The following is an 18470-nucleotide window of genomic DNA, read 5'->3' as shown; positions in this document are numbered from 1 at the left end:
GCATCTACATTCTGTTTCGTGATGTCACCCTGTATTATTTCAATCCTGTCCAGTTTCATCTAAAACTCCTTTATACAAATTATGGATAAAAAGGGTTTAAGTTCTGGAAAGATATATTTATTTGCTGAATGATAATTTTTTTCTATTTTTTAATCGAAAATATTGATGGTTACCGATTAACCAATATATTTCTATGCTAAAAATAATACTAATACAAAACTATAACAAATTTTAGAATAACAAGTACACTGGTGTTTATAAAGTAAACTTATTACAGATTTATATTTCATAGGCGGTTATATTATGAAAATGCTGCTATTTGATACCGAAAGATTTTGGTATGATACTTACAGCAAGACTCTTGAAAATGTGGAAGATATAGAAAAAGAAGAAGAGATAAGTGATAATGCTGTGGTTTTTATTCATGCAGAAATAGAAGATGAAAATAGAAAAACCAAGATGTTAAAGAAAGCTCTAAAAAATATCAAGTGGTATCTTAAGAAAAAATTGTTTTGCATTCATTTGCACATCTGTCTTCAAGCGTTTCATCTCCCGAGTTTGCAGAAGAAATCATTTTTGACATTGAAGAAAGACTGAAAGATAAATATATTGAGGTTTATACTACTCCTTTTGGATACTTTTCTGAATTTTCAATCCATGTACGTGGCGAATCCATCGCAAAAACATTTAAAAAAATTGAAATAGAACATAATGTATTGGAAATTCCAGAATAAAAAATAAAAATGCCTGATGTAACTCTTAAACCATAATATTACGGGATTATTCTTGAACACCCACGACCCTGAAAAGCTTAAAAACTAAGTAGGGTCTCTACATTACGATTGATTTATACTATTTTGTTTATTCTGCCAGAAAAAAAGGGAGTTTATTAGTTATAATATAAAAGTAAATAACTTTTTATTATATACTCATTAAAATGAGTCTAACATATAGGTATCAACATTGTTGAAAAAAAATGTTGATAAATCTAAGTCGTTTCATTGGGCTGTTATTATATATAAATTCAGAATAAATGAGTTCATTCCTATAAACCTTTTTTACTACGTATTATATAATTAACATTCGGGTAACAATATGAAAGATTACAAACAGGCAGTTGATTCATGTATAGACTGCAAAAAGTGCTGGGATGTATGCCCGGTTACAAAAGTTAAGGGTAAAGAATATACACCACAAGGAAAGATACAATTACTGTCAAAAGTAGAATCCTGACAAACTCTTAAAAATGTGGAATTTGATAATATCTACCTTTCTACAAGATGCGGTGCATGTGATGATGTCTGCCCCGTAAACATACCAATAAAAGATATCATACAGTATGAGAGGCATTTACTCGCAGAACAGGATAAAGAACCAGAGAAAACAAAAGGCATTGTAAATAATATACTGGTGCATAACAATCCTGGAGGTAAGGATAATTCAAAAAGATTTGACTGGATTACAGATGATTTAAAATTATCAGATGATTCAGAGATAGTTTACATGGCTGGATGCTGGATTTCCTATGCTCAACCAGAAATCGCCCGCTCTACAATCCGAGTATTAAATTCAGCAGGCATCGAACCAAGAATATTAAATGATGATAAATGCTGCAGGATATTCCTCGTTGATAACGGGCATTTTGATGAGATGAAAACTCATGCCAAGAACTTTGTTGATTATATCGAATCCCTCGGAATTAAAAAATTAATTGTATCCTATCCCGGTTGCTACAAAACTTTAAATGGAAGCTACCCTCAACTGTACAGAGAACTCAGTTTTGAAGTTGTTCCATCCATAGAATTGTTTGACCTGCTTATCAAAGAAAGCAAACTCCAAACAAACGACCTGAATTTATCTGTTGCCTTGAAGGACTCATGTCATCTAAAAAATAATATCGATACACCACGAAACATTCTCAACAATATGGGAGTTAAAGTAATTGAAATATTTGACAGGGATGTTGTTTGCTGTGGTGCACCTGCAGGATTAAAACCAAATTTTCCTGAAACATCCTCTAACATTGCTGGGCTGTCACTGAGAAAATCAAATGATGTATCAGATTTGATGGTGGCGTATTGTCCTTTCTGCATCTATCATATGAACAGCGCCAACAATTACAATCTTCAGATAAAAGATATATCCCAGCTTCTTGAAGATAGTATTCAAAAAAATAAGTGAAAGATTATGTTATCGAGATGATTTTCAACAGATTGGTACCACCGGGTTTTCCGGGGGACTGGCCCTGTGTCAATACTATATAATCACCGTTTCTAACAAGTTCCCATTGTTTCAATTTTTCAACTACTATCGTTTCCCAGTCGTCAGTTTTGTTTCCTACATATATCGGATATACTCCATAGGAGAATGCAAGGTTTCTACCAGTATTGATATAGCGGCTAAAAGCAAGTATCCATGTACCTGATTTAAACCGGGATATATGTCTTGAAGACTCGCCTGATACAGTTGGTGTCACTACATATTTTATAGGAAGTTTCTGGAGAGCATCATTGACCTGAAGGGATATCACATCATCCACATCCATTTTAATATCATCGAGGTTTTTGACGATTATATCAGTTCTGTCTTTATTTTTACTTCGCCAGAACTCTATTTCCCTTGCTATTTTTGTCATCATGGATACAGTTTCTACAGGGTACTTTCCTGCTGCAGTTTCACCCGAAAGCATTACTGCATCTGTACCATCAAGTATGGCGTTAGCTACATCTGTTACTTCAGCTCTTGTAGGTCTGATGTTTTCGGTCATTGATTCAAGCATTTGGGTTGCAGTGATTACCGGTATACTCAAAAGATTGGCTTTATGTGTCAACTCTTTCTGAACATTTGGAACATTCTGTATTGGTATTTCTACTCCAAGGTCACCTCTGGCAATCATGAGACCGTCTGTTACATTAAGGATTTCATTGATGTTTTTAACTGCCTCTTCTCTTTCGATTTTTGATACGATAAAGACAGATTTGCCTTTAGCTTTTGCATGGTTCCTTATTTTCTTGATGTCATCCGCCTTTTCTATAAAAGACACGCTGAATATATCTACTCCTTCATTCAACGCAAAATCAACAATATTAAGGTCTATTTCTGTTACAGGTTCGAGGAACACTCTGGAACCCGGAAGATTCATACCCTTATTAGATGAGAGAGGCCCACCTACTACAACTGTACACTCCACACTTTTATCGGATACTTCCAGACAGTTTAATTGTATAAAACCATCATTTAAATAAACAGGTCTTCCCGGTTTAACACTTTCAGGGAGTTTACTGTAATTAACAGGTATTACTGATTCGTCCCCTTCTATGTTTTCAGTAGTCAGTGTTACTTTATCATCTTTTTTAAGGTGTATGGGTTCATTTTTAAGGTTGCCGATTCTGATTTTTGGACCCGGAAGATCGGCCATGATAGAAACAACTACATCCAGTTCAGAAGACAATTTTCGTATTTTATGTATAACCTCCCTATGACCTTCCAAATCACCATGGGAAAAATTGAGCCGGGCAACATTCATACCATTAAGAATCAAATCCTTAAGCATTGCTTCAGAGGATGATGCAGGTCCTATGGTACAAACAATTTTGGTTTTGTGGTCTGGTAGCAGCATATTAGTTCTGGGTTTTATTAGATACAATTATAATTAGATAATTTGTTCATAAAAATCATGGTGTAGACAGTTTAAAATTGTAACGGTGTTTTGGTTACAGATGCTGTTAATATTAACTCGGATTAAACTACTTATAAAAAACAGGCTCTGTAGAAACCCTGTTAAAATCGATATCAATTAGATATATTTAGCAAATATAATCAATGTTAGAAAGCACATCTAAAAATACCATTGATTCCCGTTAACATTGGTATATCAAGGATTTCTACAGAGCCAAAAAACATAACTTTTATATTTTTAAAAAAATTAAACTGTTATATTGACCAAGAGGAGGATAAATCCACCATTATAATTTATACAGATAATTACATGGGAGCGGCAATTCATTAGATGGAAAGATATACCTCTAAAACCTAAATTGATGCTTTTGATTTTTCTCGGTGTTTTTCTGGTTCTGGCATCATCTTCTGCAGTAATTATCTCAACTGTAACTGAACAGCAGGAAGATTTGGCATATAAACAATCAAGCCGTATGGCTCAATCATATGCCAATGAAATCGATGCTGATATGCGCAGTTATATGACAATCGCTAAAACGTTATCCAAGACAATGGAAAACTATGAGTCAAGCAACAGAAGTGAAGTAAACCAGGTGCTTAAAGATAACCTCATCAATAATCCAAAACTGGTGGGTACTTATGTAGCGTTTGAACCCAATGCTTTTGACAACAATGATTCATATTATGCCAACAAACCCGGTCATGACTCCACTGGAAGGTTTATCCCCTATTGGAACAAGTTACATGGAAACGTCACCCTCGACCCTCTTCAGGACTATGATACATTAAACTATTATCAATTACCAAAAGTCACCAAATCAGAAGTTGTTACTGAACCATATATTTACCAAGGGAAACTGATTGTAAGTTTTGTTTCTCCTGTAATAGAAGATGGTGAATTTATAGGAATTGCAGGCACTGATGCCACTATCAAATATATAGACAAAATGCTTGGTAAAGTGGAAGTTTTTGACTCCGGATACGCATTTATGGTCAGCAAATCCGGTACAATAATGACACATCCGGATAAAAAAGAGTGGCCCGGCAAAAAGAACATAGGCGTGATTGACTCTCCGCGTTTTTCAAAAATGAAAAACGATATTCAAAACGGCACACCCGGTCATATCGAAACTCTGGACCCATCAACAGGTAATAAAGTAGTTATGTTTTATGAGCCGATAAAAACCGGAAATTTTGCTGTTGTGCTCACTGTTCCAAAGAATGAAATGCTGGCTGGTGTATTTGCTCTTGGAAACAGGCTGATAATCATATCAATTATATCTATTATTTTTATGAGCGGTATCGCCTATCTAATTGCACGGTCTGTATCTTCACCCATAGACAAAATCGTTGACGATTTCAAGAATATAACAGAAGATGTCATTAACGGTAAACTCGATACAAGAGCAGAGACAGACATACAAATTGATTTCAGACCGATACCTGAAGGACTTAACAGAATAATGCATACCGTTTCATCACCTGTACAAGAAACAGTGAATGTAACAAAACAGCTTTCAAACGGAAATTTAGGCGCCCGCTACAATCTGGATGTTAAAGGTGACTTCAAGCTATTTAGTGATTCCCTGAATATGTTTGCGGAATCGCTTGAAAACATTATCGATGATTCTAATGCTGTACTTACTGCTATACAGAATGAGGATTTTACACGCAGAGTACGGGTTTATGGAAACGGTGACTTCAAAACATTAACCTGTGGTATTGAAAATACACGTCAATCATTATATGAAATAACCAGCAAATACAAAAAAGCTAGTGAAGATTTAAGAGAATATACAAAGGAATTAAAAAAATCTAACCAGCTAAGGAATGAATTGGCAAAAATTATTGAATCAAGTCCTGTTGTTGCGTTTTTGTGGAACAAAGATGGCAATTGTTCAGTAAATTATGTATCAAACAATGTTGACCAGTTTGGCTATGATCCAGATGATTTCTTATCCGGGTCATTGAATTATGCTAATATTATACATCCAGATGATCTGGATAATGTAATGGAAAAAACAGCAGAAACAGTTAGATATGGTTTAAAGGAATTCAACCACGAATATAGGATATTAACAAAAAACGGTGAAGTTAGGTGGGTGGATGAGAGAACATCGTCTGATTTTGATGAAAATGGTAATGTCACAAATTTACGCGGTATCGTGATCGATGTTACCGATAAGAAACAGGCTGAACATGCTCTGATTGAAGCCAAAATGATTGCTGAATCCGCAAACCGCACCAAAAACGAATTCCTTGCTAACGTAAGCCATGAACTAAGAACCCCTTTAAACTCCATTATCGGTTTTTCAGAACTGATGCTTACTGAAAGGAGAGGTGAATTGAATGAATACCAGAAACATTATCTCAACAATGTCAAAAACAGTGGATACCATCTTCTCAGTCTAATCAACAAAATACTGGACATCTCTAAAATAGAAGCAGGAAAAATGGACTATAACCCTCAGAATTTATCCATTGTTGATTTGGTCAATGATGTAAGCAATACAATGCATCCACAAGCATTGAACAAAAAAATAAAACTGGAAACTATTATCGACAAAAATCTGGGTGATATTTATGCAGATGAAAATAAATTGAAAGAAGCACTCTATAACCTTGTAACCAACGCCATAAAATTTACACCTGAAAGAGGAAAAGTTACACTGCAGGTGAATAAATTGGATGGAAATATTCGGTTTACTGTCAAGGATACTGGTATTGGAATCCCTGAAGACAAACAATCAGATTTGTTCAAACCGTTTACACAAATGGATACATCTGCAAGCCGTGAATACGGGGGTGCAGGTCTGGGACTTGCTTTGGTGAAAAAATTTATTGAAATGCACAATGGCAGGATATGGATTGAAAGTGAAGTTAACAAAGGAACTGCTATTTATTTCACCATACCAGTAAAATAAATCTGGATAAACAGCCCATAAGTGTAATATTATTCTAAAACATATTTATTGTTAAAACGGATTCATGAAAAATTGAATTGGAGACTAAATATGGAAAAATCAACATTTGCAGCTGGTTGTTTTTGGGGAGTGGAAGCCGCATTTCGACAAATCGAAGGAGTGTTGTCCACAAGAGTTGGTTATACAGGTGGAACCTGGGAAAACCCAAGCTATAAAGATGTATGTACAGGTAAAACTGGTCATGCTGAAGCAGTTGAGGTTACCTTTGACCCTTCAATCGTATCCTATGAAGAATTGCTGGATGTTTTCTGGAAAATACATGACCCAACTACACTCAACCGTCAGGGACCAGATATTGGAACACAATATAGGTCTGCTATTTTCTACCACAATGAAGAGCAGAAAAAGAAGGCTATTGAATCCAGAGACAAATTAAAACAATCCGGAAAGTACAAAAAAGATATAGTTACCGAAATTGTGCCTGCATCTGAATTTTACGAAGCTGAAGAATATCATCAAAGATACTTCGAGAAACATGGATATTCAGCATGCAGGATTTAAATTTTTTATTTTTCCAGAAGTTCGGCATCCTTTATTATAAGATGGGCTGTATATTCATCTCTTTCCACGATTTCATAATCCTTTATCTCTATCCTTTTGTTGTACATCGGAGAATCAATTACAAAACTTTCAAATTCACCACCTTCTCCTGCAATATTTAGACCCACCTTTTCATTTAAACGAACAAGTTTATCGATTTGTTTATCTGTGATTATTTTACCGAGCCAGTCTTTATTTAAACCATAGGCAGCCACGCTACTGAATATAAATTCAAAACCAAGTTCCAACAATTTTCTCATCTCGGCTTCCTGGTCGATATGCCAGAGAGGACTAAACACTTCAAGTCCAAGTTCATTACATATCCTTTCGATACGGTCTTTTTGATAACTGGAATATAATGCTCCTGTAACCACCCCCTCAATTAAATATCTCTCCTGAGCCTTTTTAATGGCAGACTTCATATCCTCTATCTCTATCTCTTCCTCACCTTTGCTTATCTCTTCTATAAGTGCTATATCCATAGCTTCGGACTGCATACGGGAAAAATCAATATTTGGCGTATGGAACATGTATGAGTCCTGATTTTTACTCTTTACAGTAATCAGACATTCAATGGAATGACCCTCTTGCTGCATGAGATAGGTGGCATAGTTACTGTCTTTACCCGAGCTGTACAAAACACCAAGTTTTAATTTAGGATTTTTCATAGAACTGCTCCAGATACTGTGTTTTTGTTTTAAAACCCGAATTTTTGGCAAGTTTTGTTATTGCTTTATCAAAACGACTCCCGTATTGTGCAGCTTTTTTATTTCGCTGTACAAAATCATCATGAAGACCGAGTTTTTTGCCCACATTTCTTAAAATCAGTTTATTCTGACTTTGTTTATTATCGATTTTACAATGTGCCGGTATTTTTAAACCATAATCAATAAGGCGCCTGTCAAGATAGGGAACTCTTAGTTCTATGTTATTGTTCATGGATACTACATCGTCTCTATAGGTGTTTTTCTGGTAAATGTTTAAAATGTCCTGATAGCAGTCATAGTTTACATCTTCTGATTGCCAGTGTCGGTTATAACCTGCAAGTAGTTCATCAGCACCCGAACCGGAAAACATTACTCTGATACCATCTTCTCTTGCAGCCACACAGGCGGCGTACATGGTTAAAGCAACTCCAACTTTTGGAACACTGGTATCTTCTATCAGTGAAACAACTGTTGTAAGATAATCTTCAACTTCCTGATAGGTTATCTGTTTTATTTTAAGATCCAGTCCAAGCTCATCAGCTACCTTTTTTGCATAGGACACATCAGGTGAATAAACAGAATCATTTCCTTTAAAACCAGCTACATAACAGGTAAAATCGGTACCTGGCCGTTTGCCCATTTTTTTACAGATATAGGCTATAATTGTGGAATCTATACCTCCGGAAAACAATATACCAAATGGTTCATCAGGAACACGGATAGATACTGCATCTTCCAGGATGTTACTAAATTCTTTCTGGATTGTATGTAGCTGTTTTTTATGCTCTGGTCTTGTATCGAAAAAATTTCTGGTATAGAAATAGAAAAAATTATTTGTTATATCATAACAGATGGATTCTCTAGGATTGAGTTCATAGGCTTCCAGATATCCGGTTTTTATCAGGGCTTTTTTTTCTGAAGCAAATGCAAAACCACTTGAACTACTGTACCAGAGAGGTTTAACTCCTATTATATCCCGGAATACATATACATAACCATCAAGCATATAGGCAAAAGAATAAACTCCGATTATTTTACTCAGTGCTTTCTCTATATTGTCCTTTATCCTTACTGGGTTGGAAAAATCAGTGTTAGAGATTTGATATTCGATGAATTTTATTAAAAAATCGGAATCGTTTTCTGCATCCAGATTATAGATCTTGGACAACTTTTTCCAGTTGTATATTTCACAATTTGCAACTATTTTACCGGAGTAGGCAATAGGTTGTGGAACATATTTGACAATCGAATGAAGATTATGACCCAAGATATTGTTATCCTGGGGCATCTCAAGAGTATTTATATTATATGAATGCGTCACCCAATCCAAACCACAGGTACCTGATCCGTCTCTACCCCTGTTTTTAAGTTCTGAGAGAGCCTTATAAGTGCTGGAAACCGCATTTTGAGTATTGAAAAATCCTGTAATCGCACACATTGTTTTAAAACAAAATAAAATTATAATTATAAAACCGAATTGGTTAAAATCGGTTTGATAAACAAACATTCATGAATCAGCATAACTGGATTGACAGTGGTCGATGATTTCTGCCAGAAACATATCTCCATACTTTTCCAGTTTATACTCACCTACACCAGATATTTTTAAAAATTCATCATAGGTTTTCGGGCAAATGGAAGCCATCTGTCTTAAACTGGTGTCAGCAAAAATAATGTATGGTGCTTTGTTTTCACTATCAGCCAATTTTTTCCTAAGCCTTCTCAATTTTTCAAAAAGCTGATTATCAGTTTCATTTGCAGAATTATCCTGTTTACTGGTAGATGGATACTCCGAGAATTTTGTAAGCTGAACATTTTCCTGACCCGATAATATATTCTGGCTTTTCTGATTCAATTTTAATACTGGATATTTTCCTTTCACATCAAGATAACCCTTATGCAACAACTCCTTACCTATATCAAGCCATTGGTTTTTTGTATAATTATAACCTGCTCCATAACTTTCAAGCAAATCATGCTGTTTATCGATTATTTTTTTGGTTTTGGAACCACCCAAAACATCAACCACATGATTGAGTCCGTATCTTTGATTTAGTTCATTCACACAACTGATGAATGTTTTTGCTATTGCTGTTCCATCAATCATCTCTTTTGGTTCAAGACATACATCACATTTACCACAATTTTGTACATCAAAATCTTCGCCAAAATAATTCAGCAATAATTTCCTGCGGCAGACATTGCTCTCACAGTAATCTATCATCATATTCAATTTAGATAATGCAATATCCCGCTCTGATTTTCTGGATTTTTGATTTATGAAGTATTCTATTTTGTACCTATCCCCGTAACTGAAAAAAAGAATGCAGTCACAATCCAAACCGTCTCTTCCGCCTCTACCTGTCTGTTGATAGTAATTCTCCAAATTTTTCGGAAGGTCGTAATGAATTACAAAACGTACATTGGGTTTATTTATACCCATACCAAAAGCAATGGTAGCCACAATAATTTGTACATCATCCCTGATAAAGCTCTCCTGATTTTCTTCACGGATTTTTGCAGGCAAACCTGCATGATAGGGTAAAACACGGAAACCTTCTCTTTTAAGTTTATTATAAAGGTCTTCCACCGCACGACGGCTCTGACAGTAGATAATACCATTATATTTCCTGTGGGTTTTCAGGTATCTAACCATCTGATTGTAGGCATCCCTTTTATGTCTGACCTCATAATAGAGGTTATCACGGTTAAAACTTGATATGTAACTTCTACAATCTTCAAGTTCAAGCAATGATATGATGTCATTCTGCACTCTGGGTGTAGCAGTTGCAGTAAGTGCAATCAATGGTATATCAGGAAATTTTTTCTTCAGCATGTTCAACCGAAGGTATTCAGGTCTGAAATCATGCCCCCATTCAGATATACAATGAGCCTCATCAATAGCAAACAGGTTGACATTTACAGATTCAAGAAAATCGAGGGTGTTTGACATAGTCAAACGTTCAGGTGTGATATATAAAACGTCTATTCTGTTGTACAAAAGGTCATTACATATCTGATTTGATTCCTGATATCCAAGCGTACTGTTAAGATTGGCAGCCGATATGCCGTTAGACCTTAACTCATCCACCTGGTCTTTCATAAGCGATATAAGCGGTGATACCACTATTGTTACTCCTTCCATAAGGAGTGCAGGTAATTGATAGCATAATGACTTGCCTCCACCTGTAGGCATAACTACGAAAGTGTCTTTTTTCTCCAAAATATCAGTTATAATATCCTTCTGATGAGAGCGGAATTCTTCATAACCAAAGTATTTATGCAAAGTTTTGTACATAGGTATATCTTAATCCTTCTTTAAGGGATAATTGGATTTTTATAGTGTAGATGTTACATTAATATATAATTTTCATCCAAATTATGTTAAAATAAATTATAGTAATGGTCACATCCAGATAATGATTTATAAATCTTGAGTTTTATGAACCTATTAAGAAATAACTGATTGATTATAATAACACCTCATGGAGCTTGTTCTTATGGTAAAAGTTGACAAATTCATTCAGAAAAGTACAGAAAAGATTAAAGAACAAATCGACGGAAAGGCAATCATTGCTCTCTCGGGTGGTGTAGACAGTTCGGTATGCACAGTGCTTGCACATAATGCAATAGGAGAAAATCTGGCACCCATATACATTGAAACTGGTCTAATGAGAAAAGGAGAAACCGAGAGAATTAAAGAAACATTTGCCGATATGAATCTCAGGGTAGTTGACATGAAAGACCGATTTCTGAATGCCTTGGAAGGCGTTGAAGATCCTGAAGAGAAACGAAGAGCAGTGGGTGAAACCTTCATAAGAGTTTTTGAAGAGATAGCAAAAGAAGAGCAGGCTGAATATCTTATACAGGGTACTATCTATCCGGACAGGATTGAATCTGATGGTGGTATTAAATCCCACCACAATGTAGGGGGGTTACCCGATGTTGTTGAGTTTAAAGATATTGTAGAGCCCATATCTGACCTGTATAAGGATGAAGTTAGAGAGGTAGCCAAAGCACTGGATTTACCAGAGGAACTCTCCGAGCGCATGCCGTTCCCAGGACCCGGACTTGCAGTAAGAATTATTGATGAGGTAACAGAGGAAAAATTGGAAGTGGTTCGTGAGGCAAATGCCATTGTAGAAGAGGAACTTGTTGAAAAATATCATCCATGGCAGACATTTGCCGCACTTCTTGGAAAAGGTACTGGTGTAAAAGGAGATGTAAGAGTACATGGATGGATTATTGCCGTTCGTGCTGTCAGTTCCAGAGATGGTATGACTGCTGAAGCGATGCAACTGCCCTGGGACGTCCTTAACAGAATTGAATCCAGAATTAACAGTGAAATTAGATCAGTTTCCAGAGTTGTATATGATTTAACACCCAAACCTCCTGCAACTATTGAATTTGAATAAAGGTTAATACCATGCCATTAAACCAGATAATATCAGAAATTAGAAACAGACAACGTATAAAACCATCTGCACCTGATGTTCCCACTGCTGTCTGGACAGGTTATGACAACCACAAAGGTAAGAGAACCGATACTCTTACCATTATTTTCAAAACATCCGGATGCTGGTGGGGTAATCAGGGTGGATGTTCCATGTGTGGATATGTTTATGACAGTTCACAAGAACCCCCTGGATATAAAGACCTCAAATCCCAGTTTCAAAAAGCTATGGAAAAAGCATCCAGCCTTGAAGAGTTTATGGTGAAAATCTATACATCTGGAAGTTTTCTGGATGAAAATGAAGTATCTACAGACGCTTTAAAACATATACTGCAGGCATTGAATCAAGATAAAAGAGTACTCAAGGTTGTTGCAGAGACTCGCCCTGAATTTGTAACTGATGATACAATTGTAAAATGCAGGAATTTACTAAAAGATACAGAATTTGAGATTGCTATAGGACTTGAAACCAGTTCCGACATTATTCGCAGGGATTCCATAAATAAAGGTTTTAAGTTTTCAGATTTTGTTAAAGCCGCACAAATTGCCGAAGAAAATGATGTTACCACCAAAGCCTACCTGCTTCTTAAACCGCTTTTTATAACCGAAGGTACAGCAGTTGATGATATGATACAATCTATTGATGATATAGCACCTTATGCAAACAATATCTCAATAAACCTGTGTAATGTTCAAAAGGGTACATTTGTTGAATGGATGTGGCAAAAAGGTCAATATAGACCTCCCTGGCTCTATAGCATTGTGGATGTTCTTAAAAAATCAAAACAAAAACATCCTGAAACTATTATTACCTCTGACCCGGTTGGTGCCGGTTCCAAACGCGGTCCTCATAACTGTTACAAATGTGACCAAGATATTGCCAATGCCATCCGCAGATTTTCCATCACCCAGAATACTAATGACTTGGATTTTAAAGAACAGACATGTGGATGTTTCCAATTATGGAAAAAAGTAGTTAAACTGGATGACTGTACATACGGTGCTTTTATTGTAGACAGGATGATGCAATAATATTAGACAAACAGGACTTACCTGTTTCTATTTTTACTCGTTATTTTCCGCTTCATAAACCATTGTTCCTATGCCAGTATCTGTAAACAGTTCAAGCAACAATGAATGAGAAACACTGCCGTTTATAATATGCACTCTGTCAACTCCGCTTATAACAGCAGATGCTGCACTTCTAACTTTTGGAATCATACCACTTGAGATTACATCCTCCTCAATTAACTCTTCCACTTCTTCTACCGCTATCTGAGATATGCGCGTTGAAGGGTCGCCTTTATCCCTCAAAACACCTGTTACATCCGTAAGAAGTATCAATTTTTCAGCATTCAAAGATACCGCAATATCGCTCGCCACAACATCGGCATTTATATTTAAGGTGTTTCCTTTTGTATCCATTGCAATCGGTGATATTACCGGTATGTAGCTCTTATTAGTTAATATGTGAATAAGTTCTGGATTGACAATTTCAGTATCTCCGACCCATCCGAGGTCTACATCATGTTCCATCTCTTTGATTCTTACCTTTTTAGGGGGTTTCTTCCTTGCCAGTATCATTTTTCCGTCTTTCCCGGATAATCCTACTGCATGTCCCCCATGATGCCCTATCAAAGATACTATCTTGGTATTGATATTTCCGACAAGAACCATTCTGGCTATTTCCAGTGTTTCATCATCAGTAATCCGGATGCCACCGATAAATTCTGATTTTTTTCCCATGCGTTCCATTTTTTCCGTTATTTCAGGCCCGCCGCCGTGAACTATTACTGGATGAATTCCTACAAAACGAAGAAGTACAATATCCCTGATGATATCGTTCATTATTTCAGAATCTACCATGGCATGTCCGCCAAGTTTTATTACCATGATAGAATTGTAGAATTTTTGAATATACGGCAGGGCTTCTATCAACACATTTTCCCTTTTAAGTTCCATATATAAATCCAGATGAGTTTAAATTTTTAAACTTTTGCGTTAAATATAACCAGATTAGAATCTAAAGCAAAAAAAGAATGATAAAAAATAGTTTATTTGATTGGATAAAAAAGTTTTACCCATAGCCAATGGGTAACTATAAATAAAAACATTAAGTTTTTAGGCTTTTTCTAATTTTTCGATTCCCTGTTTTTTCACAAATGGTTTGTTTATCTTGTCAGGCATCCATTCTGGTTTGTTCTTTGGTGCATCTACTTTATCTTTCCAGCCTTTGAACACGTGTACTTTGTTTGTTCCACGTTCTCTGAGCCTGATTGTTTCAGGTTTGGATTTTGTTCCTTTACCTCTGTTTGCTACTTTTAATGCTGCCTGTCTTGGTTGTTTACCGGTGAATACACCGTGTTCTTTTCCGTTTTTATCTCTAACTACAAAGTTTCTTGTTTCATTTTCTTCCATAATGTCACCTCGCTCCGTCGCCTTAATGGCGCTGTTATAACCTTTGCATATAAATTATATATATTTTTCTTCTAAAGTTGGCTTTTGATTATGATTTGCATGATTTATTTGCATTATATACTGATAACTGAAAAAATTAATTTATTTATGTTCTACTAAATTTTAGTATCTGAAATGTAAAATTATAAAAACCTTTCCCTAATTGATTTAATAACACTTTAAAATTAGAATAAGTTAACAATGACAAAATATACATTAAATAAAAACATTTACTGATAACTTAATACAGTATTATACAAACGGTAAATTATACATAAATAGGTTCAAACAGTTGAAAACTTAACCATATCGAGATTCGATTACTATCGAAAACTTAATATTAAATACAAATAATTGAACCGTAATTAATACTCTATTCTGATTAACAATTAATTTTGAGGTTAATATAATGGAACTTCCTATTGTACAATTACCAGATGTTCAGGCAGGCAAACCCAAAGTCCCGATAAATCTCACGCGCGTTGGTGTTACCGATGTCAAGAAACTTGTAGAGATTAAAAGAAAGGATAAACGCCCTATCGTCCTTGTTTCAACATTTGATATCTTTGTAGACCTACCATCCAGTCTTAAAGGGGCTAACCTTTCACGCAATTTTGAAGCAATCGATGAAGTGCTTGAAAAAGTAATTAATATGCCTGTGTATGAAATAGAACAGCTTTGCGGAGATGTATCAAAAAACCTGCTTGACCGCCATGAATATGCAAGACGTGCAGAAGTAAGAATGAAAAGTGAATATGTAATAAAAAGACAATCACCTGCAACAGAATTAGAATGCCAGGAAGTGGTGGATATTTTTGCTGAATCTACTGCATTCAGGTCAGAGTCCAATGAAATTAATGTTAAAAAACTTATTGGAGCAGAAGTTGTGGGATTAACAGCATGCCCATGTGCACAGGAGATTATGAGAGACGAAGCCCATAATGAACTTGAATCACTGGGTGTGGATGAGAAAACTATTGCAAAATTCCTGCATGAAGTTCCTATGGCTACCCATAACCAGCGGGGGCGTGGAATCATCTCTATAGAAGTAGAAGATGAAGAAGATGCATCGCTTGAAGATGTCATAGAAATAATTGAAAACTCCATGAGTTCAAGTGTATATGAACTTTTAAAACGGGCAGATGAAGCAGAAATTGTTAAAAACGCTCACAAAAGACCAAAATTTGTTGAGGATTGTGTTCGTACAATGGCCAAAAACGTGGTTCATAAGTTTAGCTATCTTCCCGACAATTCTGTAGTCACAATAAAGCAGATAAACGAGGAAAGTATCCACAGGCATAATGCATTTGCTGAAAGAATTGCAACACTTGGTGAGTTAAAATCCGAAATTAGTCAGAGTTAAATTCCAGGCGGAAAACTTTTAGACTATAAACAGAAGACATATACAAGTGTTAACGGAGTGAACAATATGTGTACCTGCGGCGAATCCTATGATGTAGATGCAAACGATGACCTTCCTACAAAAGATTATATATGCAATGATTGTGGGAACAAATTCAAAGGTCTGGGAAAAAACGTTAAATGTCCCTCCTGCAAATCCAAAAATGTAACAGAAAAATAAAAAATTTAATTTTTTTAAAATGAATAAAACAGAAGATATCTCCTTAAAAGAAAATGAATTACTCTTTTTAAGTGGTGAGAATGGAACAGTAGCTATCGTAAAAGCAGGTCATGAAGGACAGTATTTTCTTGAAACTCAAAATGAAGAAATAGTACTGGGACTTGAACCTCATGACCTGATAATTGCATCTGCTTTCTCCACCGGTGATGTTATCAAAAAGGGTCTCAAAAGTATATTATATACTATCAGAGAATTGAAATCCCCCTTAGTAGTACTTCCAAAAAACCATCCGGCTTCTAAAAGAATGAAAGCCGCCGTATCTGCAGGAAATAAAACCGTTATAAGCTGTGATATAACACCAGGAACTCATCCGGAACAGGACATTGTCTGTGGTTCCACTGAATTCAATAACCTTGAAATCAGTGGTACATATAAAGGTGTACAGTTCTCTAAACCACCACAATGTGAAATATCAAAAGTATTATTTGATATCAATATCCAGTAAGTTTTATTAATAATATACTTAGAAGGAGTAGCAGTTTGACAGAGACAGAAAATGAGACAACAGTTAAAGCCACTGATATCAATGGTTCTTTAATAGAAATCGGTTCAACTGTCGGATACATAAATACCGGTACTGTCGGCAAAGTGGCTGATATAAAAGAAGATGAAGATGGTTTATGGGTGCTTATAGAAGAAAAAGAACTATATTACAAACCTGAATTATTGGAAGTAACCGAAACTACTACTGAAAAAAGCAAAGAAAAACCTGCCGAGAAAAAGAAACCTGGTGAAGAAGGAACAGAAGCCCCTGAAGATATATCACACATCACAGGCGGTGGATAATCAGCAGGCTAATGTCAAATTAGATATAACCATTTTTTTCAAGAAGTGTAAGTGACCGTATCCATTCCCCTTTAGGCTCACGTGAGGTACCTATAACCAGACGTTTTGTATCTCCCAGATCTTCTACAATACCCTGTGCTTCCATGATTTCTCCTTCAACCACCTGACCTGCATAGGTATGGGTATATGAAAATACATGGTCTATTGTCTCGTGGTCTATTTCAAAAACAGCAGGATTGTCAAATGCAAATTCCGAGTTGGTTACAGGAGCTTCAATTTTCATTCTTTTTGTATCCTCCCCTCTTTGTAATGGCTGGTATATCTGACTCCAGTCGCGCACAAAAAGCAGGTCAAAATACGTACCATCTACCATACCTCTATTACCCTTTCTTTTTTCATGTAGTTTGAATTCATCGAAAGGTATATCTGGTACGCGTTTATTGTAGATTTTCAACCACATATCCTCACTTATTTCTTCAATAGACCCACCTTTTGATTTTGCCTGATATATTGCATCACGGGCATCAAACCATGAACTACCATAAACAATAAAATCAATATCTGATTCGTCCTTTTGAAGACCAGGTAAAAGTGAACCGGTCACCCCCATTTTATCTCTCGGGATTCCAGCTTCATCCAGTGTTTCCACAATTGATGCAACTTTTTTGTTTGTTTTTACGAGTTCAGGTATACGTTCATCTGGATAAAGAACCTTTTTCAATTTATTTTTGGGGACTATGTGTACATCATTTACCCATGAGGGGCGATTTTCACGCATGAATTTAAAAGCGTCATTAAAATCGTATTTCCTGTAACGGATTCCATTCAGCTCGCGGTCGCCGTTTTTATCAGGTACGTACCTGAGAATTGACCTTATACCGTTTGGATGAAAATAATCCGCCACTGCAAAAATCCAGTCATCTTCTGTTACTATAAAATCTCTAAGACGAGTTTTAACCATTATATCAACCTGATAGCAATTTCCTTTTTTACAATAAATATGATGAATGGTGTTGAAACCAATAGAGTGAATTACTCCTCCTTTTTGGGAGGAGCTTCCTGTTTCATAGTTTGTTCTAACGAACACAACTCCACAGGCTCTACCCCTCATCCCGAAGGTGTAATGCCTATTAGATTCTGTTTATCCAACGCGAATTTCTTAATATTAACTGATGCGTTGATGTCTCTATCATGTGTCGTTTTGCAGTCAGGACATTCCCATT

The 18470-nt window shown here is 35.9% G+C and carries 18 protein-coding genes and 1 pseudogene; 11 read left to right on the top strand and 8 right to left on the bottom strand.

Annotated elements, in window-relative coordinates:
• The first annotated feature begins 303 nt into the window (after nt 1–303).
• From QZ276_RS03075 to QZ276_RS03065, 3 genes and pseudogenes are all read left to right on the top strand, one after another.
• Nucleotides 304–734: pseudogene (locus QZ276_RS03075) on the top strand (threonyl-tRNA synthetase editing domain-containing protein).
• A gap of 361 nt (nt 735–1095) precedes the next feature.
• A complete protein-coding gene (locus QZ276_RS03070) occupies nt 1096–1233 on the top strand; it encodes a 4Fe-4S dicluster domain-containing protein (RefSeq protein WP_292485183.1) in 138 nt (45 codons plus the stop codon).
• Between the two features lie 15 nt (nt 1234–1248).
• Nucleotides 1249–2181 (top strand): (Fe-S)-binding protein, encoded by a 933-nt coding sequence (locus QZ276_RS03065; RefSeq protein ID WP_292485181.1) that lies wholly within the window; start codon nt 1249–1251, stop codon nt 2179–2181.
• Between the two features lie 4 nt (nt 2182–2185).
• Here the strand turns inward: QZ276_RS03065 and pyk are convergent, their stop codons facing one another.
• On the bottom strand, nt 2186–3619 hold the full coding sequence (pyk, locus tag QZ276_RS03060; RefSeq protein ID WP_292485179.1) for a pyruvate kinase: 1434 nt from the start codon (nt 3617–3619) through the stop codon (nt 2186–2188).
• Nucleotides 3620–4040: 421 nt separating this feature from the next.
• On the opposite strand from pyk, the gene QZ276_RS03055 reads away from it, so the two are divergent.
• Together QZ276_RS03055 and msrA are read left to right on the top strand one after the other, a co-directional pair.
• The gene (locus QZ276_RS03055) at nt 4041–6602 is read left to right on the top strand and encodes an ATP-binding protein (protein WP_292485177.1); all 2562 of its coding nucleotides are present in this window, start codon (nt 4041–4043) and stop codon (nt 6600–6602) included.
• A gap of 90 nt (nt 6603–6692) precedes the next feature.
• Nucleotides 6693–7163, top strand: a complete 471-nt coding sequence (msrA, locus tag QZ276_RS03050) for a peptide-methionine (S)-S-oxide reductase MsrA (protein ID WP_292485175.1) — start codon at nt 6693–6695, stop codon at nt 7161–7163.
• 5 nt (nt 7164–7168) lie between these two features.
• On the opposite strand, the gene QZ276_RS03045 is transcribed toward msrA, so the two are convergent.
• The 3 genes from QZ276_RS03045 to recQ all read right to left on the bottom strand — a co-directional run bounded on the left by QZ276_RS03045 (nt 7169) and on the right by recQ (nt 11207).
• Nucleotides 7169–7870 (bottom strand): diphthine--ammonia ligase, encoded by a 702-nt coding sequence (locus QZ276_RS03045; RefSeq protein WP_292485173.1) that lies wholly within the window; start codon nt 7868–7870, stop codon nt 7169–7171.
• Nucleotides 7857–9347 (bottom strand): asparagine synthetase B, encoded by a 1491-nt coding sequence (locus QZ276_RS03040; protein WP_292485171.1) that lies wholly within the window; start codon nt 9345–9347, stop codon nt 7857–7859. The genes QZ276_RS03045 and QZ276_RS03040 overlap by 14 nt, the downstream gene beginning before the upstream one ends.
• A gap of 69 nt (nt 9348–9416) precedes the next feature.
• Nucleotides 9417–11207, bottom strand: coding sequence for a DNA helicase RecQ (gene recQ / locus QZ276_RS03035; RefSeq protein WP_292485169.1), 1791 nt, complete (start codon nt 11205–11207; stop codon nt 9417–9419).
• Between the two features lie 202 nt (nt 11208–11409).
• On the opposite strand from recQ, the gene guaA reads away from it, so the two are divergent.
• On the top strand, nt 11410–12324 hold the full coding sequence (gene guaA, locus QZ276_RS03030; RefSeq protein ID WP_292485167.1) for a glutamine-hydrolyzing GMP synthase: 915 nt from the start codon (nt 11410–11412) through the stop codon (nt 12322–12324).
• 11 nt (nt 12325–12335) lie between these two features.
• Nucleotides 12336–13394: an archaeosine biosynthesis radical SAM protein RaSEA gene (locus QZ276_RS03025; RefSeq protein WP_292485165.1), complete on the top strand. Its 1059-nt coding sequence runs from the start codon at nt 12336–12338 to the stop codon at nt 13392–13394.
• A gap of 33 nt (nt 13395–13427) precedes the next feature.
• Here QZ276_RS03025 and argB read toward each other — a convergent pair whose 3' ends face one another.
• The gene (gene argB, locus QZ276_RS03020) at nt 13428–14324 is read right to left on the bottom strand and encodes an acetylglutamate kinase (RefSeq protein ID WP_292485164.1); all 897 of its coding nucleotides are present in this window, start codon (nt 14322–14324) and stop codon (nt 13428–13430) included.
• A 159-nt stretch (nt 14325–14483) separates the two neighbouring features.
• On the bottom strand, nt 14484–14780 hold the full coding sequence (locus QZ276_RS03015; RefSeq protein ID WP_292485162.1) for a non-histone chromosomal MC1 family protein: 297 nt from the start codon (nt 14778–14780) through the stop codon (nt 14484–14486).
• A gap of 448 nt (nt 14781–15228) precedes the next feature.
• Between QZ276_RS03015 and mptA the strand changes: the two genes are divergently transcribed.
• The 4 genes from mptA to QZ276_RS02995 all read left to right on the top strand — a co-directional run bounded on the left by mptA (nt 15229) and on the right by QZ276_RS02995 (nt 17247).
• Complete coding sequence (mptA, locus tag QZ276_RS03010) at nt 15229–16182, top strand: GTP cyclohydrolase MptA (protein WP_292485160.1); 954 nt, start codon at nt 15229–15231, stop codon at nt 16180–16182.
• A 66-nt stretch (nt 16183–16248) separates the two neighbouring features.
• Nucleotides 16249–16401: a hypothetical protein gene (locus QZ276_RS03005; RefSeq protein WP_292485158.1), complete on the top strand. Its 153-nt coding sequence runs from the start codon at nt 16249–16251 to the stop codon at nt 16399–16401.
• 19 nt (nt 16402–16420) lie between these two features.
• Nucleotides 16421–16906 (top strand): hypothetical protein, encoded by a 486-nt coding sequence (locus tag QZ276_RS03000; RefSeq protein WP_292485156.1) that lies wholly within the window; start codon nt 16421–16423, stop codon nt 16904–16906.
• A gap of 35 nt (nt 16907–16941) precedes the next feature.
• Nucleotides 16942–17247, top strand: coding sequence for a DUF2098 family protein (locus QZ276_RS02995; RefSeq protein ID WP_292485154.1), 306 nt, complete (start codon nt 16942–16944; stop codon nt 17245–17247).
• A gap of 19 nt (nt 17248–17266) precedes the next feature.
• Here QZ276_RS02995 and QZ276_RS02990 read toward each other — a convergent pair whose 3' ends face one another.
• Nucleotides 17267–18208 carry a nucleotidyltransferase domain-containing protein gene (locus tag QZ276_RS02990; protein WP_292485152.1) on the bottom strand — a complete coding sequence of 314 codons (942 nt, stop codon included), beginning with the start codon at nt 18206–18208 and terminating at the stop codon, nt 17267–17269.
• 146 nt (nt 18209–18354) lie between these two features.
• Nucleotides 18355–18470: zinc ribbon domain-containing protein (locus QZ276_RS02985; protein ID WP_292485185.1), on the bottom strand; the 116-nt coding region annotated here is incomplete at its 5' end.

Origin of the sequence: Methanohalobium sp. (genome assembly GCF_018609725.1) — an archaeon.
GTDB lineage: Archaea > Halobacteriota > Methanosarcinia > Methanosarcinales > Methanosarcinaceae > Methanohalobium.
This window is presented reverse-complemented; position numbering and strand designations above follow the sequence as displayed.

Coding starts and splice junctions, on each gene's coding strand:
- QZ276_RS03045 (WP_292485173.1), bottom strand. CDS start 7,870: ATGAAAAATCCTAAATTAAAACTTGGTGTTTTGTACAGCTCGGGTAAA.
- QZ276_RS03040 (WP_292485171.1), bottom strand. CDS start 9,347: ATGTGTGCGATTACAGGATTTTTCAATACTCAAAATGCGGTTTCCAGC.
- QZ276_RS03055 (WP_292485177.1), top strand. CDS start 4,041: ATGCTTTTGATTTTTCTCGGTGTTTTTCTGGTTCTGGCATCATCTTCT.
- mptA (WP_292485160.1), top strand. CDS start 15,229: ATGGAACTTCCTATTGTACAATTACCAGATGTTCAGGCAGGCAAACCC.
- argB (WP_292485164.1), bottom strand. CDS start 14,324: ATGGAACTTAAAAGGGAAAATGTGTTGATAGAAGCCCTGCCGTATATT.
- QZ276_RS03070 (WP_292485183.1), top strand. CDS start 1,096: ATGAAAGATTACAAACAGGCAGTTGATTCATGTATAGACTGCAAAAAG.
- guaA (WP_292485167.1), top strand. CDS start 11,410: ATGGTAAAAGTTGACAAATTCATTCAGAAAAGTACAGAAAAGATTAAA.
- recQ (WP_292485169.1), bottom strand. CDS start 11,207: ATGTACAAAACTTTGCATAAATACTTTGGTTATGAAGAATTCCGCTCT.
- QZ276_RS03000 (WP_292485156.1), top strand. CDS start 16,421: ATGAATAAAACAGAAGATATCTCCTTAAAAGAAAATGAATTACTCTTT.
- pyk (WP_292485179.1), bottom strand. CDS start 3,619: ATGCTGCTACCAGACCACAAAACCAAAATTGTTTGTACCATAGGACCT.
- QZ276_RS03005 (WP_292485158.1), top strand. CDS start 16,249: ATGTGTACCTGCGGCGAATCCTATGATGTAGATGCAAACGATGACCTT.
- msrA (WP_292485175.1), top strand. CDS start 6,693: ATGGAAAAATCAACATTTGCAGCTGGTTGTTTTTGGGGAGTGGAAGCC.
- QZ276_RS02990 (WP_292485152.1), bottom strand. CDS start 18,208: ATGGTTAAAACTCGTCTTAGAGATTTTATAGTAACAGAAGATGACTGG.
- QZ276_RS03025 (WP_292485165.1), top strand. CDS start 12,336: ATGCCATTAAACCAGATAATATCAGAAATTAGAAACAGACAACGTATA.
- QZ276_RS03015 (WP_292485162.1), bottom strand. CDS start 14,780: ATGGAAGAAAATGAAACAAGAAACTTTGTAGTTAGAGATAAAAACGGA.